This is a genomic window from Streptomyces sp. SM11 (assembly GCF_002910905.1).
In the GTDB taxonomy this organism is placed as follows: Bacteria; Actinomycetota; Actinomycetes; order Streptomycetales; family Streptomycetaceae; genus Streptomyces.
Genome location: NZ_NEUE01000273.1, coordinates 1 through 15275, shown reverse-complemented (window position 1 = coordinate 15275; position 15275 = coordinate 1). Strand labels below are relative to the sequence as shown.

At 72.6% G+C, this 15275-nt stretch carries 13 protein-coding genes; 9 read left to right on the top strand and 4 right to left on the bottom strand.

What is annotated here, in order from left to right:
- The first annotated feature begins 292 nt into the window (after positions 1 to 292).
- Positions 293 to 1177, top strand: a complete 885-nt coding sequence (locus tag B9S58_RS29810) for a LysR family transcriptional regulator (protein ID WP_103535063.1) — start codon at positions 293 to 295, stop codon at positions 1175 to 1177.
- A gap of 358 nt (positions 1178 to 1535) precedes the next feature.
- On the opposite strand, the gene B9S58_RS29805 is transcribed toward B9S58_RS29810, so the two are convergent.
- Positions 1536 to 4415, bottom strand: a complete 2880-nt coding sequence (locus tag B9S58_RS29805; RefSeq protein WP_103535062.1) for an FAD-binding and (Fe-S)-binding domain-containing protein — start codon at positions 4413 to 4415, stop codon at positions 1536 to 1538.
- A 272-nt stretch (positions 4416 to 4687) separates the two neighbouring features.
- Here B9S58_RS29805 and B9S58_RS29800 point away from each other — a divergent pair, with 272 nt between their 5' ends.
- The 8 genes from B9S58_RS29800 to B9S58_RS29765 all read left to right on the top strand — a co-directional run bounded on the left by B9S58_RS29800 (position 4688) and on the right by B9S58_RS29765 (position 12140).
- Positions 4688 to 6259, top strand: a complete 1572-nt coding sequence (locus B9S58_RS29800; RefSeq protein ID WP_103535061.1) for a sensor histidine kinase KdpD — start codon at positions 4688 to 4690, stop codon at positions 6257 to 6259.
- A complete protein-coding gene (locus B9S58_RS29795) occupies positions 6256 to 6675 on the top strand; it encodes a roadblock/LC7 domain-containing protein (protein ID WP_006126641.1) in 420 nt (139 codons plus the stop codon). Before B9S58_RS29800 ends, B9S58_RS29795 begins: the two co-directional genes overlap by 4 nt.
- On the top strand, positions 6672 to 7043 hold the full coding sequence (locus B9S58_RS29790) for a DUF742 domain-containing protein (protein WP_103535060.1): 372 nt from the start codon (positions 6672 to 6674) through the stop codon (positions 7041 to 7043). The genes B9S58_RS29795 and B9S58_RS29790 overlap by 4 nt, the downstream gene beginning before the upstream one ends.
- Positions 7024 to 7668, top strand: a complete 645-nt coding sequence (locus tag B9S58_RS29785; protein ID WP_103535059.1) for an ATP/GTP-binding protein — start codon at positions 7024 to 7026, stop codon at positions 7666 to 7668. The genes B9S58_RS29790 and B9S58_RS29785 overlap by 20 nt, the downstream gene beginning before the upstream one ends.
- Positions 7665 to 8927, top strand: coding sequence for a cytochrome P450 (locus tag B9S58_RS29780; RefSeq protein WP_103535058.1), 1263 nt, complete (start codon positions 7665 to 7667; stop codon positions 8925 to 8927). The genes B9S58_RS29785 and B9S58_RS29780 overlap by 4 nt, the downstream gene beginning before the upstream one ends.
- Positions 8924 to 10156: a cytochrome P450 gene (locus B9S58_RS29775; RefSeq protein ID WP_103535057.1), complete on the top strand. Its 1233-nt coding sequence runs from the start codon at positions 8924 to 8926 to the stop codon at positions 10154 to 10156. The genes B9S58_RS29780 and B9S58_RS29775 overlap by 4 nt, the downstream gene beginning before the upstream one ends.
- Before the next feature lie 93 nt (positions 10157 to 10249).
- The gene (gene serC, locus B9S58_RS29770) at positions 10250 to 11368 is read left to right on the top strand and encodes a phosphoserine transaminase (protein ID WP_103535056.1); all 1119 of its coding nucleotides are present in this window, start codon (positions 10250 to 10252) and stop codon (positions 11366 to 11368) included.
- 160 nt (positions 11369 to 11528) lie between these two features.
- Entirely contained in the window at positions 11529 to 12140 is a 612-nt protein-coding gene (locus tag B9S58_RS29765; protein WP_103535055.1) for a Uma2 family endonuclease, read from the top strand.
- 24 nt (positions 12141 to 12164) lie between these two features.
- Here the strand turns inward: B9S58_RS29765 and B9S58_RS29760 are convergent, their stop codons facing one another.
- From B9S58_RS29760 to B9S58_RS29750, 3 genes are all read right to left on the bottom strand, one after another.
- Complete coding sequence (locus tag B9S58_RS29760) at positions 12165 to 12578, bottom strand: DUF4259 domain-containing protein (protein ID WP_103535054.1); 414 nt, start codon at positions 12576 to 12578, stop codon at positions 12165 to 12167.
- A gap of 27 nt (positions 12579 to 12605) precedes the next feature.
- A complete protein-coding gene (locus B9S58_RS29755) occupies positions 12606 to 13319 on the bottom strand; it encodes a class I SAM-dependent methyltransferase (protein ID WP_103535053.1) in 714 nt (237 codons plus the stop codon).
- A 510-nt stretch (positions 13320 to 13829) separates the two neighbouring features.
- Positions 13830 to 14933: a MarR family transcriptional regulator gene (locus B9S58_RS29750; protein WP_103535050.1), complete on the bottom strand. Its 1104-nt coding sequence runs from the start codon at positions 14931 to 14933 to the stop codon at positions 13830 to 13832.
- Positions 14934 to 15275 lie beyond the last annotated feature (342 nt).

Below are 15275 nucleotides of genomic sequence, written 5' to 3'. Positions count from 1 at the left end.
GACGCCCGCGCCCACGTCCCCGTCGGCGCCCGTGCCCGCCCCGGCGCCTTCGAGTGCCGCCACCGCTTCGGGTGCGGCGACGGCTGCGGCGGCCGGTTCGGCGGCGCTGCGATGGTCGTTCACGGGGGGGCCTTCCGGGGAGAGGGGGCGGGACAGCTCAGTACACTGTAATGGACTGGCCAGTACGGAAACTCGCACTGGCCCTCCCCAGGCTCCCCAGTTGTTCCTTCACCGTAAGGACGCCCGCGCGTCCCGTGAAATGCCGATCAAGCTCTCGTTATGCTTCCCACGCATGAACGATGGACCCTCCCCCGGCCGCCCCGTGGAACTCAGGCACCTGCGGGCCTTCCTCGCGGTCGCCGAAGAGCTGAACATCACGCGTGCCGCCGCCCGTCTCCGGCTGACCCAGCCCGCCGTGTCCCGCACCCTCGCGGCGCTGGAGCGGCACCTGGGGGTCCGGCTCGTCGACCGTTCCACCCACCACCTCGCCCTGACCCCCGACGGCGTCGCCTTCCGCGACAAGGCCGCCGCCGCGGTCGCCGCCTTCGACGAGGCCCTCGCCCCCGGGCGGCTGCGCACCTGGCCGCTGCGGCTCGGGCACGCCTGGTCCGCGTTCGGGCCGTACACCACACCACTGCTGCGGACCTGGCAGGAGCGCCACCCGGGGACCCCGCTGGAACTGCTCCGGATCGACGACCGCACCGCCGGCCTGACCCGGGGCGAGGTCGACGCGGCGCTGCTGCGGGGGCCCGTGGACGCGCCGGGGCTCGTCGCGGAGGTGCTGTTCACCGAGGTCCGGGTGGCGGCGGTGACCGCGGACGGGCCGCTCGCGGGCCGGACCTCGCTCGCCCTCGCCGACCTCGCGGGCGGCCCCGTCGTCCTGAACACCGTCTCCGGCACCACCACCGTCGGCCTGTGGCCGCCGCACGCCCGCCCGGCCGCCACCCTCACCGTCGGGAACACCGACGACTGGCTCACCGCCATCGCCGCCGGACGCGGCAGCGGGGTGTCCACCGCCTCGACCGCGACCCTGCACCCGCACACGGGGGTCACCTACGTCCCGCTCGACGACGCCCCGGGCGTCCCGGTCCTCCTCGCCCGCCGCGACGCCCCCGGCCATCCGGCGCTCCCCCAGCTGGCGGCCCTGGCCCGCGAGATCATCGCCCGGGGGCCGTGAGTGCGTGGTGCGCCCGGGAATCCGCCGGTGGCCGGGTTCGGCCGGATCCACCTGCGCGGCACCGACCTGGTGACCGGCGCGGCCGATGCCTTCGGACTCGGCTTCGAGCGGGTGCGGCAGGCCCATCCGTTCCTCGGCGACGGCTCGATCGGCCGCTCCGGGGCCGCCGGTTCACGGTCCTTCGCGGACCCGGTGAACAAGGTGGCGTACGGGTACACGCGGCGCACCTGGGCCTACCGGGGCGGCGCGGCCCCCGAGAACGCCCGTCCGGCGCAGGCCGTGACCGCACGGCGGCGGTGCGCCGAGGGCGGGCGGGTCCGCGGGCCCCGGCCCATCCGCACCTGTCGCACACGCCGCCTCAGACATCGGGTCCGAGCCCCTGTGCGATCACCTCCGCGAGGTGCCGGGCCCGGCGTCCGGCGAGCTGGCCGAGCTGTGTGCGGCAGGAGAAGCCGTCCGCGAGGAGTTCCGTGCCGGGTGCCGCGTCCCGTACGGCGGGGAGCAGTCGCTCCTCCGCGCAGGCGACGGACACCTCCCAGTGGCCCTTCTCGAAGCCGAAGTTCCCGGCGAGCCCGCAGCAGCCGCCGCTGAGTTCGCCGGTCAGGCCCATCCGTTCGCGCAGTCTCCGCTCCGCCGCGTCGCCGAGGACCGCGCGCTGGTGGCAGTGGGTCTGGCCGGCGGCCGGGCGGTCCAGGCGGGGCGGGGTCCAGTCGGGGGCGTACTCCTCCAGGTACTGGGCCAGGGTCCGTACGCTCGCGGCCAGTCCGGCGGCGCGCGGGTCGTCGGGGAGGAGTTCGGGCAGGTCGGTGCGGAGCGTCGCGGCGCAGCTCGGTTCGAGGACGACGAGCGGGTGGCCGGGGAGGAGGCGCAGGCGGTCCAGGGTGCGGCGCATCACACGGCGGGCCGCGTCGAGCTGGCCCGTCGATACGTACGTGAGGCCGCAGCACACCCCGCGCGGGGGCGGCAGCACCGTACGCCCCGTCGCCCCCTCCAGGACCCGAACCGCCGCCCGGCCCACCCGCGGGGACAGATGCTCGGTGAAGGTGTCCGCCCAGAGGGCCACCACCCGGTCGGAGGAGAGGACGCGCGTCCCCTCGCCCTGACGGCGACGGCGCAGCCACCGGCTGTACGTCTCCGTCGCCAGCACCGGGATCGTCCGCTCGGGCGCGATCCCGGCCAGCCGTTTCGCCAGGGCGGCGAGGGGGCGCAGCCGGGCCAGGGCGTTGAGGGGACGGGCGAAGGGGGCGGCCAGGCGCAGCCACCGCGGGAGGCGGCCCATCGCGTAATGGGCGGCGGGGCGGAGCCGGCCCCGGTAGTGGTGGTGCAGGAACTCCGCCTTGTACGTGGCCATGTCGACGCCGACCGGGCAGTCGCTGCGGCAGCCCTTGCAGGAGAGGCAGAGGTCGAGCGCGTCCCGTACCTCCGTACTCCGCCAGCCGTCCGTGATGATCTCGCCCGCGAGCATCTCGTGCAGCAGCCGGGCCCGCCCCCGGGTCGAGTGCGCCTCCTCGCCGGTGACCCGGAAGGACGGGCACATGACGCCCGTGCCGCTCGCCTCCGTCGTACGGCACTTGGCGACGCCGACGCAGCGGCGGACCGCGCCCGCGAAGTCCCCGCCGTCCTGCGGGTAGCCGAACTCCACGTCCACGGGGCGTTTCGGGAGGACGGCGAAGCGGAGGTTCGTATCGAGGCGGGCGGGGCGGGCGAGGATGCCGGGGTTCAGGCCGCCGTCCGGGTCCCACAGGTCCTTGAACCGGTGGAAGAGGGCGACCAGCTCGTCCCCGTACATCCGGGGCAGCAACTCCGCGCGCGCCTGGCCGTCGCCGTGTTCACCGCTGAGGGAGCCGCCGTGCGCGACGACGAGACCGGCCGTCTCCTCGGAGAACCGGCGGAAGCGGGCCACCCCGTCCGCGCCGATCAGGTCGAAGTCGATGCGGACGTGGATGCAGCCGTCGCCGAAGTGGCCGTACGGGGTGCCGCGCAGGCCGTGTTCGGCGAGCAGCGCGCGGAAGTCACGGAGGTAGGCGCCGAGCCGGGCGGGCGGCACCGCGCAGTCCTCCCAGCCGGGCCAGGCCTCTCCCCCGCCTCCGGCCGCGCTCCCGCGGGAGGTGCCCCCCTCGTCGGGCATCCGGGTGGCGGTCCCGGCGGCGTCCTCGCGGATGCGCCACAGGGCCCGCTGCCCGGCCGGGTCGGTGACGACCGCCCCGTCGACGGCGTCGGCGGCCCGCAGGATGCGTTCGGCGTGCGCGCGTGCCTCGGCCGGGGTGTCGCCGCCGGTCTCGACGAACAGCCAGGCGGCCCCGCGCGGCAGCCCGGCGGACTCGGTGACGAGGTCGGCCGCCATGCCCTCGACGGTGAGCGGGCGGTACGGGAGGAGGCCCGGGGCGGCGTCGGCGGCGTCGGACTCGTCGGCGTACCCGAGGACGGCCAGGGCGCGGGCGCGCGGGGCCTCGACCAGCCGCACGGTGGCCTCGGTGACGACGCCGAGGGTGCCCTCGCTGCCGCAGAACGCCCGGACCGGGTCGGGGCCGCCGGGGTGTTCGGGGAGCAGGGCGTCGAGCGCGTAGCCGGAGATGCGGCGCGGGAGATCGGGGTAGCCGGTGCGGAGGAGGGCGAGGTGGGCGGCGACGAGTGCGCCGACGCCCTCGGGCCCCTCGCCGCTCCCCTGTTCCAGGCGTAGCGCCTCGCCCCCGTACCGCACCACCGACAGCTTCCGCACGTTGTCCGCGGTCGTGCCCCAGGCCACCGAGTGCGCGCCGCAGGAGTTGTTGCCGATCATCCCGCCGAGGGTGCAGCGGCTGTGGGTGGAGGGGTCGGGGCCGAAGGTCAGGCCGTGGGGTGCGGCGGCGGCCCGCAGGTCGTCCAGGATCACGCCGGGCTGGACGACGGCGGTGCGGGCGGCGGGGTCCAGGTCGAGGACCGTGCGCAGATGGCGGGTGAGATCGAGGACGAGTCCGGTGCCGGTGGCCTGCCCGGCGATGGAGGTGCCGCCGCCGCGCGCCACCACCGGAACCCCGTGCTCCCGGCAGACGGCCAGGGCGGCGGCGATGTCGTCGGCGTCGCGCGGGGCGAGCACGCCGAGCGGGACGCGGCGGTAGTTGGAGGCGTCCATGGTCGCCAGTGCCCGGGCGGCGGTCCCGAAGTCGCTCGCGCCGCGTACGGCGGAGCGGAGCGCCGCTACGAAAGCCGGGGGAGTTTCCGGGGGAGTTTCGGTATGCGGTCGATGCTGTTCGGCCATGGCCTCAGCATGCCTTCGGTACAGGTGAACTCTTGGGATACAGGCGGATCAAAGCGCGTAAGCAGTACAAAAAAGCCCACTAGATCTTCCCAAACAGACCGTCAAGTCTCCTATAGTGACCAAGACTTGCACAGGAATTATCAGCTCCAGTTGTGCTGGATCGCCCACACCCGTGACGAACTGTCCTGAATTCGACTGGTCAGCTTCGCTCGGTCCGTACCGCCCCGTACCGCCCAGTACTGTCCCGCACCGTCCGCCACCGAGGACTCCGATTGCGCCCCTCACACCGGCCCACCGCACTCGCCCTGCTGATCTCGGCAGCCGCAACCGGCACGCTGACCCTGTGGGGCGTCGCCGCGGCCCCCGACGAGGTACGGGCCCCGCTGGCCTGGGGCGCGGGCGCAGCCGCCGTGCTGCTGAGCGTCTGCGTGGCCGTCACCGTCCACACCCTGGGGACCGCGCGGACGCTGCGCGCCCTGCGGGCCGCCGACGCCCAGCGGTTCACCTCCGAGACCTCGCGCCTGGTCTCCGCCTCCGCCGTCGAGGCCCAGCGCTTCACCGCGGAGACCGCCAGGATCAAGGGCGCCGCCTCCGCCGAGACCGCCCGGGTCGCCGCCGAGGCCCGTGCCGAGAACGAGCGGATCTGCGCGGACGCCGCCGCCGAACAGGCCCGTCTCACCGCCACCGCCGACCGGCTGACCGCCCGCGCCACCCGTGCCGAGACCGAGCGCTCCGCGGCCGTCGCCGCCTGCGCCAACGCGGCGGGGCGGATGCAGGCCCTGGCCACCAGCATGCTGGCCGACCTCCGCGAGATGGAGCACCGGCACTCCGACGAGTCCGTGCTCGGGGACCTGCTCCACCTGGACCACCGCACCGCCCAGGCGGGCCGGCTCGCCGACTCCATCGCCGTGCTGACCGGGGCCCGCTCCGGCCGGCGCTGGGCCAAGCCGATCGTCATGGAGTCGATCCTGCGCGGCGCGATGGGCCGGATCGGCAGCTACCAGCGGGTCCGCCTGCACTCCACCAGCGATGTCGCCATCGCCGGGCACGCGGCCGAGGGCGTCATGCACGCGGTCGCCGAGCTCCTCGACAACGCTGCCAACTTCTCGCCGCCCACCGCCGAGGTCCATGTGTACGTGGAGGAGGTCCCGGCGGGCATCGTCATCACCGTCGAGGACAGCGGGCTCGTCATGAGCGAGGTGCAGCTGCGCCGCGCCGAGAAGGCGGTCTCCGCGGAGAACCAGGACCTCACCAGCCTCTCCGGCACCCGCCTCGGGCTCGCCGTCGTCGGCCGGCTGGCCCGCAAGCACGGCCTGACCGTCTCCTTCCGGCCGTCCGCCCGCGGCGGCACAGGCGCGCTGATGATGCTCCCTCAGGACCTCATCTCCCGCGCGACCGCACCGATGCCGACGGCACCGGCACCGGCAGCCGCCCCGGCTGCCCCCGCCCTCCCCGCCGAGCCGGAGCCCTTGCATGCCTCGGCCGCCGGAACGGACACCGCCGACGCCGCCCCCGCGGCCCGGTCCCTCGCCGAGGACGACGCCTCCACGCCCCTGACCCCGGCGGCGGCGGAGTCGGCGTCCTCGAAGTCCTCGGGCCCTTCGGTGGATTCGGAGTCCGAGTCCACCGGCGGCGTGCCCACGTTCGGCGAGAGCGGCCTGCCCAAGCGCCGCCGCGGCCGCACGCTGGCCGCCGCCGAGTCCCGTACCGGCAACGCCACCCCCGGCGGAGCCGAAACCCCCCGGGCCCGCACCACCGACCCGAAGGTCCAGGCAGCACGCTTCAGTACCTTCAGCAAGGCGGTACGGGCCAACTCCACGCACCCGGAAGGCAACACCCGATGACCGCGACCACCGACGAGAAGCTCAACTGGCTGCTGGAGGGGCTGCTCGACCGCACCCCCGGTACCCGCCACGCCCTCGTCCTGTCCCGCGACGGCCTCAAGCTGTGCCGCACCCCCGAGCTCTCCGTCGACCAGGCGGACCAGCTGGCCGCGATCTCCGCCGGAATCCAGAGCCTGTCGCACGGCGCGTCCATCGAGTTCGGCGACGGCACCGGCGGCGTACGGTCCGCGATGGCCGAGTTCTACGGCGGCGTGCTGTTCATCGTCGAGGCGGGGGCCGGGGCCCACCTGGCCGTCGTCGCCGACGAGGACTCCGACGTGGGCCTCGTCGGCCACAACATGAGCGAGCTCGTCGAGCAGCTCGGCGAACACCTCGTCGCTCCGCCGCGCGAACCCGCCGAGGTCCCGGCCGTATGACGACGGCGCCTCGCCCACGACCGGGCCGCGACGAGGATCCGGACCGGCTGTACACCCTCACCGGGGGACGCAGCCGTTCCGACTCCGCCGCCTTCGACCTGGTGACGCTGGTCGTCGCCGAGTGCGATCCGGCCCCCGGGATGCAGTCCGAGCACGTCGCGATCCTGCGGATGTGCCAGGGCCCCACCGCCGTCGTCGAGATCGCCGCGAACCTGAACCTGCCGGTCAGCATCGTCCGCATCATGCTGTGCGACCTGCTCGACACCAGCCGGATCAGCGCCCGCCACCCCCGTACAGCCCGTGTCGCGGACCGGCTCCCCGACCCCGACATCCTGGAACAGGTGCTCGTTGGACTCCGCAACCTCTGACCGCGCCGCCCTGAGCTCGACGGCCGACAACGGACTCAAGATCGTTGTCGTCGGCGGCTTCGGGGTCGGCAAGACCACCATGGTCCGATCCGTGAGCGAGATCCGTCCGCTCAACACGGAGGAGACCATGACCCGCGCGGGCGAGGCCGTCGACCACCTCGACGGCGTCCAGGCCAAGACGTCCACCACGGTGGCGTTCGACTTCGGCCGGATCACGCTCGACGAACGCTCCGTGCTGTACCTCTTCGGCGCGCCCGGACAGGAACGCTTCTGGTTCCTGTGGGACCGGCTGTTCTCCGGCACTCTCGGCGCGGTCGTCCTCGTCGACACCCGCCGGCTCGCCGACTCCTGGTACGCCATCGACCGCCTGGAGCACCACGGCACACCGTTCATCGTGGCGTGCAACGACTTCGGCGGCCCGCTCCACAGCGAGCAGCAGATCCGGGAGGCCCTGGACCTCTCGGAGGACGTGCCGCTGGTGGAGTGCGACGCCCGCGACCGCTCGTCCAGCAAGTACGTGCTCATCACGCTCGTCGAGCACCTCGCCGCACTCTCCGCCGCCCGCCTCCGCGCCCCCGAGGCGGCCCTGGCGGCGGCCGGCCCGATCCCGGAGCCCGTCCCGTGACCCCTGTCTCCGGCTGCCCCGTGACCGGCGGGTCCGTCCCGCTGTCCGGGCCCCGCTTCCAGAGCGACCCCGTCCAGCTCTACCGGGACATGCGGCGCGACCACGGGGCGATCGCCCCGGTCGTCCTCGACGGCGACGTGCCCGCCTGGCTCGTCCTCGGCTACCGCGAACTGCACCAGGTCACCGGCGACCCGGCCCTCTTCAGCCGGGACTCCGACCTGTGGAACCAGTGGGACCGCATTCCCGACGACTGGCCGCTGCTGCCGATGATCGGGCGCAAGCAGCCCTCGATCCTCTACACGGTCGGCGAGCGCCACAGCGTCCGCGCCATGATGATCAGCAACGCGCTGGAGGGCGTCGACCCGTTCTCCCTGAAACGGTACGCCGAGGAGTTCGCCGACGAGCTGATCGACCGGTTCTGCACCAAGGGCTCGGTCGACATCATCGTGGAGTACGCCAAGCTGCTGCCCGCCCTCGTGCTGGCCAGGATCTACGGCTTCTCCGACGAGAACGCCCACCCGCTGGCCAACTCGATCAACGACATGATCGACGGCCGGGAGCGGGCGCTCGCCGGACAGCAGCACCTCGGCACCTCGATGTTCCAGCTGCTGGCCGACAAGCACGCCGAGCCCGGCGACGACGTCGCCAGCCGGATGCTCGCCGACACCGGCGGCTTCACCGACGAGGAGGTCGCCCAGGACCTCATGGTGATGATGGCGGCCGGTCACCAGCCGACCTGCGACTGGATGGGCAACTCGCTGCGCCTGATGCTGACCGACGACCGGTTCGCCGCCTCGCTCTCGGGCGGCCGGCACAGCGTCGCCGAGGCGATGAACGAGGTCCTCTGGGAGGACACCCCCACCCAGAACGTGGCCGGCCGCTGGGCCGCCCGCGACACCCACCTCGGCGGCCGCCACATCCGCGCCGGTGACCTGCTGCTCCTGGGGATCGCCGCCGCCAACGGCGACCCGCAGGTGAGGACCCACGCCTCGGCCCTGACCGGCGGCAACAACGCCTTCCTCTCCTTCGGCCACGGCGAGCACCGCTGCCCGTTCCCGGCCCAGGAGACCGCCGAGGTCATCGCCCGTACCGGCATCGAGGTCCTGCTCGACCGGCTGCCCGACGTGGACCTCGCCGTCCCCGCCGAGCAGCTCACCCGCCGTCCGTCGCCGTGGCTGCGCGGGCTGACGGACCTGCCGGTGCTCTTCACGCCCACGCCCGCCCTCGGCAGACCCGGAAGCCACGGAGGCCCCGCATGACCCGCATCGCGCTCGACCCGTTCGTCACCGACCTCGACGGCGAGAGCGCCGCACTGCGGGCCGCCGGACCGCTGGCCGAGGTGGAGCTGCCCGGCGGGGTGCACGTCTACGCGGTCACCCGCCACGCGGAGGCCCGCGCACTGCTCACCGACAGCCGGGTGGTCAAGGACATCAACGTCTGGGGCGCCTGGCAGCGCGGCGAGATACCGATGGACTGGCCACTGATCGGCCTGGCCAACCCGGGCCGCTCGATGCTGACGGTCGACGGGGCGGACCACCGCCGTCTCCGCACGCTGGTGGCACAGGCGCTCACGGTGAAGCGGGTGGAGCGGCTGCGGACCGGGATCGAGGCGCTGACGAACGCGAGCCTGGAGAAGCTGGCCGCCCTCCCGGCCGGGCAGCCGGTCGACCTGAAGGCCGAGTTCGCCTACCCGCTCCCCATGAACGTGATCAGCGAGCTGATGGGCGTGGACGCGGCGGACCACCCCCGGCTGAAGGAGCTGTTCGAGAAGTTCTTCTCGACGCAGACGCCGCCGGAGGAGGTCCCGCAGATGATGGCGGACCTCGGGACCCTCTTCACGAAGATCGTCGACGCCAAGCGGGCCGCCCCGGGCGACGACCTGACCAGCGCCCTGATCGCGGCCTCCGAGAACGGTGACCACCTCACCGACGAGGAGATCGTCAACACGCTGCAACTGATCATCGCTGCCGGACATGAGACCACGATCAGCCTGATCGTCAACGTCGTCGAGGCGCTCCAGACCCACCCCGAGCAGCGCGAGAAGGTGCTGAACGGGGAGATCGGGTGGGACGGCGTGATCGAGGAGACACTGCGCTGGAACACCCCGACCTCGCACGTACTGATCCGCTTCGCGACGGAGGACATCGAGGTCGGCGACAAGGTCCTCCCGAAGGGCGAGGGCCTGATCATCTCGTTCGGCGCGCTGGGCCGGGACGAGGAGCAGTACGGCCCGACGGCGGGCGAGTTCGACGCCACCCGCACCCCGAACCGCCACATCGCCTTCGGCCACGGCCCGCACGTCTGCCCGGGTGCGGCACTCTCCCGCCTGGAGGCGGGCATCGCGCTCCCCGCCCTCTACGAGCGGTTCCCGGAACTGGAGCTGGCGGTCCCGGCCACCGAGCTGCGCAACAAGCCGATCGTGACGCAGAACGACCTGCACGAACTGCCGGTGGAACTGGGCTGCCCGTTCGGCGGCGACAAGAAGTAGGCCCCTGCGTGCGGGGTCCCCGGGCCGGAGCGCATGTCTCATCGGACGGACACGGTTACGAAGCCGTGCCACCGAGGGACTACGCTCCGACCCGTGGCCGACATCCAGATTCCCGCTGACATCAAGCCCGCCGACGGACGCTTCGGCGCCGGTCCTTCCAAGGTGCGGACGGAGGCGCTCGACGCGCTGGCCGCCACCGGCACCTCTCTCCTCGGTACGTCCCACCGCCAGGCCCCGGTCAAGAACCTGGTCGGCGAGGTACGGGACGGCGTGCGCGCTCTCTTCTCCCTCCCCGAGGGTTACGAGGTCATCCTGGGCAACGGCGGCTCCACCGCCTTCTGGGACATCGCGACGCACGGTCTGATCGAGTCGAAGTCCCAGCACCTGAACTTCGGCGAGTTCTCCTCGAAGTTCGCCAAGGCCGCGAAGCTCGCGCCGTGGCTGTCCGACCCCACCGTCATCGCCTCCAACCCGGGAACCCACCCGGACCCGAAGGCCGAAGCGGGCGTCGACGTCTACGCCTTCACCCACAACGAGACCTCGACGGGTGTCGCGGCCCCGGTCAAGCGCGTCGCGGGCGCCGACGAGGGCGCCCTCGTCCTGGTGGACGCCACCTCCGGCGCGGGCGGCCTGCCGGTCGACATCACCGAGAGCGACGTCTACTACTTCGCCCCGCAGAAGTCCTTCGCCTCCGACGGCGGCCTGTGGATCGCCGTGTTCTCCCCGGCCGCCCTGGAGCGTGCCGCCCGGATCCACGGCTCGGGCCGGCACATCCCGGAGTTCTTCTCGCTCCCGACGGCGATCGACAACTCCCTGAAGAACCAGACGTACAACACCCCGGCGCTGTCCACCCTCTTCCTGCTGAACGAGCAGCTGAAGTGGATGAACACCCAGGGCGGCCTGGACTTCACGACGGGCCGCACGGCGGCTTCCTCGGGCCACCTCTACGGCTGGGCCGACGAGTCGAAGTACGCCACCCCGTTCGTCACGGACCCGGCGAAGCGCTCGCAGGTCATCGGCACGATCGACTTCGCGGACGAGATCGACGCAGCGGCCGTCGCCAAGGTGCTGCGCGCCAACGGCATCGTGGACACCGAGCCGTACCGCAAGCTCGGCCGCAACCAGCTGCGCGTGGCGATGTTCCCGGCGATCGACCCGGCGGACGTGCAGGCGCTGACGGCGTGCGTCGACTACGTGATCGAGAAGCTGTAACTTCTCGGTTCTCGACCGTACGGAGACGGCCCGGCACCCACACGGTGTGCCGGGCCGTTTCTGCTTCACTCGACCGGGCGGCATATGCCAGAAGCGCGATCTTGGACCGCCTCACCCTACGATGATGCTCTCGACACCAGCCCATTCCAGGAGGCCCGCAATGTCTGCAGCAGCAGTCGAGCACCCCTGTGACGATGAGCCGGAAACGCTGCTCGAAACGGCCAACCGTCTCATGGAACAGCTTCCGGGGCATCGCGTCGAGATCATCGGAGGCCTCGTCACCGTGGCACCTCCCCCGGACGGCCCGCACGCCGACGCCCTGACCACGCTCATGGTCCCCTTCCTCGCCGCCGGTCTGCACGGCGAGGAGTCGAGAGTCCTCCAGGCCGTCGGCCTCTGGCTCCCCAGCGGTCCCGAGGACTACGTGATCCCCGATCTGGCGATCGTCGACGCCGACTACGGCAAGCACCTGATCGAGAACAACTGCTACGACCCCGCCTGCTTCCGCCTCGTCCTGGAGGTCACCTCCGGGAACTACCAGAACGACCTGCGCCACAAGGTCGTCGCCTACGCCCAGGCCAAGATCCCGGTGTACGTGATCGTCGACCGCAAACACGGCCGCGTCCATGTCCTGACCGAGCCGCTCCCCGGCGGCTACGACCGCCACGAGGTCTACGCCCCCGGCCAGGAGGCCCCGCTCCCCGCCTCGATCGGCGCCGAAGTCTCCCTGGACGTCGCCGAACTCGTCCGCGCGGGTAGCCCGAAACGCTGAAGTCGCGCCCGAGAGCGGCCGCCCTCACTCCCCCGACGTCCCCACCAGCACCCTGCGCAGGGTGGCTATCCCCGCGAGCCACTCCTGGTCCGCGCCGGCGTCCGCCCACAGGTCCAGCGGCTCGGCGTTCTTCGCGGTGAGGCGGTCCAGGGCGCGGACGGCCAGCGGACGCAGGTCGGCGGGGAGCGGTGGCAGGGGCTCCTTCGGGCCGTACGCGGTGGTGACGGGCTCTCCCCCGGGACACTGCGCGGCGACCAGCGCGGCGGCGGCCACCGCCTCCTCCCCGTCGTCCGCGTAGTCCTCCGGCCCGGTGTCCGCGACGGCGGTCAGGACATCACGGAGCACGTCCGCCTTCTTCTCCGGCTCCGCGTCGTCGACCCGGCCTCCGAAGTCGGCCGCGGTGTCGTTGTCGAAGTGGCCGATGTCCCAGGCGCCCATGGAGTCCCCCTCAATCCGCTGTTCAGGTCAACCCGTTGTGCGGGTGTCCCCATCCTCACAGCCGCCACTGACAATCGGCCTGCGCGCCAGCACGAACCCCTGCGGCGTCCGCTCCGGGAACGGCCCGTCCGTCTCCCGCTCCCGCCACACCACGGACCGCACCTCCAGCCCCACCTCCCGCAGCAGCGCGGCCATCCGCTCCGGCTGCCGACGGTGGAAGACGAGGGAGACCTCCTGGCCCAGCGCCTCCGCCAGGCGAAACGGCTCGTCCCCCACCTGGAAGCCCAGCTGCACGTGCGCCCCTGGGGCGAGGACGCGGTGGAACTCCGCGAAGGCACACGGCAGTTCTTTGTCCGGAACGTGAATCGTCGAGTACCAGGCGAGCAGCCCGCCCAGCGACGCGTCCGGCAGCGGGAGGCCGAGCATGGAGCCCTCCTCGAAGCGCAGGTCCGGGTGCTCCTTCCGCGCCGTGGCCACCATCTGCGGGGAGAGGTCGATCCCGAACACGTCGAGTCCCAGGCCGAGCCCGCCCAGATACTCGGTCACCCGACCCGTGCCGCAGCCGACATCGGCCAGCGGGAGACCGCCGCCGTCCTTAGCCACCAGTTCGGCGAAGGCGGTCAGCAGCCCGCGCTCCAGCGACTTGGACGCCAGCTCGTCACGGGTCCAGCTCGCGTAACCGTCGGCGATGGCGTCGTACGAGGTCCGGGTAGTACGCAGGAAGTCAGGTTCGGCGGTCATGGACCGGAACCCTACGACAGGCCTGCGACACCGCAACCGCACTCGCGGCACCGCCGCAGGCCGGGGACGGTGTGCAGCACCCGGCCCGATGCCCCGTCAGCTGGACGGGTCGTCGACCTGCCGGTGCCCGGTCCGTGGAGCGCGGGGGCCACGTGCCTGGAGGCGAGGTCCACGGCGTGGGCCTCGCCAACCCGCGTGCGCGGGGACCATAGTTCGTGACCTGCGGGTTTATGTGCCCGATGGGCTGCTCTTACCCACTTCTTGAGAAACGGATATTTCTCCTCGGTGTGGTGAATCGTCCCGGCCTGGATCTGGGCATGTACAGGGGTGATTCTGCCCTTCGCCGGTCGTGTGCGGTATCTCGTTCTCCGGAAGAGGAAGGGCGTTCGTCGTCGTGTCCGGGATCTCACGGAGGCGCATGGCTGCCATGCGGGAGGTTCGGTCGCCTTTCGCACGGTTCGCCACCGGCTTCTGTCGGTTGGGGGTGTGAGGTGATTGTGGCGCTCGGGTTCAGACGGGTTTGAGCAGGTCGCGGAGGTTGGCCATGTGTGCCTTGATGTCGGCGATCCCGGCGGGGTGCTCCGGTTCCTCGGTGGCCGTGGAGTGGTGGGTGGTGCGGCAGGGGTGGCAGAGGCCGTCGGGGAGGGCCTCCGGGGGGCCGGGGCGGCCGCAGTCGGTGCATTCCATGAGGATGCGGCGCGGTGGGGCGAGGGTGACGGTTTGGGCGCTTTCGGTGGGCAGTCGGGGTGGGATCTTGTCGGTGAGGCGGCGGCGGATCAGGCCGGCAGGGCTGTCGACCCTGGTGGGGAGTCCTGCGGTGAGGGCGCTGGTCAGGTAGTCGACGGTGACGCCCCGGGCGAGCCACTGGGCCGCTTGTGGTTCGAGGGCGGCGCAGTCGTCGGCGGAGAGGGCGAGGCGGTGGTCGTCGCGGCCCAGGCGGGCCAGGGCCAGGTAGGCCGGGGAAGGACCGGCTACGAAGGTGCGGGGCGTCATGGGCGTTGCGGGCGTCTCGGAGACCGCGCACGGGACGGGCGGCGCGGGGGCCGCGCTCGGGGTGGGCGGAAGGGGCGGCGCGGGCTCGTCGTCCGGCCTCTGGTGCGGGGTGCGCTGCTGCGGTACGGCGGGGCATCCGGGGGCCTGGTCCGCACCGGGGCCCTCCGGCGCGGGCGGCGGCGGTTCCTCGGCCGGGACCCACGGCGGCGGGGTCGCCGTGGCCGGGGTCGCCGTGTCGGGGGTCGGGGTGTCCGGTGCGGAGTTGGCGGTCCGGGCGGCCTTCTCGGTGGCGAGGTAGGTGTTCCACCACTCGTTGTCGTGGGCGGTGCTGGACCAGAAGGTGCGGAAGACCCAGCGCGTCTCGTCGCCGTCGCTGACGGGGCACCGTACGCGTCGCAGGTGCCCGGCGACGGACAGGGCGGTCAGGGCGGTGGAGATGGCCTGCTGGCCGTAGAGCGGGAGCTGCTTGGCGAGCTGCTTCACGCTCATCGCCGCCCCCTCGGGGAGGTGGTCGACGAACCCGGCGACATACCGCTCACGCGTCGGCAGCAGGGCGAAATCTTCGCGCGTAGGTGCCTGTTGATCGGGAGCCGTGCGTTTGCCGTACCCGGGCTTGGCCATCGGGTACGCGGCGGAGAGTGCGGGGGCGGGCGGGGCGGAGCTAGGCTGCTGGGTAGCCACGGGATCGTCCTTCTGGGTGATCGATCTTGCGGTGAGACCCCGGCCTGGTGTGGCAACACCGCGTCGGGGTCGATTGGTTCTCGCACCGTAAGCAGTCGTGACGCTGCGCCGCAAGCTGTCACGATTAGTCATACTTGCTCGCCGTGACGAGGGTGGGGAGGTGGGGGAGGTTTTCCCAACCCCCCTGCATCTACCCGCCGGTTAGAGAAGGCGCTCGAACCCCGGGTCCCGCATCCCGACGCCCGAGTCCCGGCACCCGAGCTTCGGGCCGGAGCCCCACCC

Bases quoted from the DNA above. Each gene is read 5' to 3' on its own strand.
- B9S58_RS29790 (WP_103535060.1), top strand. From the start codon at position 6,672: ATGACGACGGCGCCTCGCCCACGACCGGGCCGCGACGAGGATCCGGAC.
- B9S58_RS29760 (WP_103535054.1), bottom strand. From the start codon at position 12,578: ATGGGCGCCTGGGACATCGGCCACTTCGACAACGACACCGCGGCCGAC.
- B9S58_RS29805 (WP_103535062.1), bottom strand. From the start codon at position 4,415: ATGGCCGAACAGCATCGACCGCATACCGAAACTCCCCCGGAAACTCCC.
- B9S58_RS29810 (WP_103535063.1), top strand. From the start codon at position 293: ATGAACGATGGACCCTCCCCCGGCCGCCCCGTGGAACTCAGGCACCTG.
- B9S58_RS29765 (WP_103535055.1), top strand. From the start codon at position 11,529: ATGTCTGCAGCAGCAGTCGAGCACCCCTGTGACGATGAGCCGGAAACG.
- B9S58_RS29775 (WP_103535057.1), top strand. From the start codon at position 8,924: ATGACCCGCATCGCGCTCGACCCGTTCGTCACCGACCTCGACGGCGAG.
- B9S58_RS29755 (WP_103535053.1), bottom strand. From the start codon at position 13,319: ATGACCGCCGAACCTGACTTCCTGCGTACTACCCGGACCTCGTACGAC.
- B9S58_RS29750 (WP_103535050.1), bottom strand. From the start codon at position 14,933: ATGGCCAAGCCCGGGTACGGCAAACGCACGGCTCCCGATCAACAGGCA.
- B9S58_RS29795 (WP_006126641.1), top strand. From the start codon at position 6,256: ATGACCGCGACCACCGACGAGAAGCTCAACTGGCTGCTGGAGGGGCTG.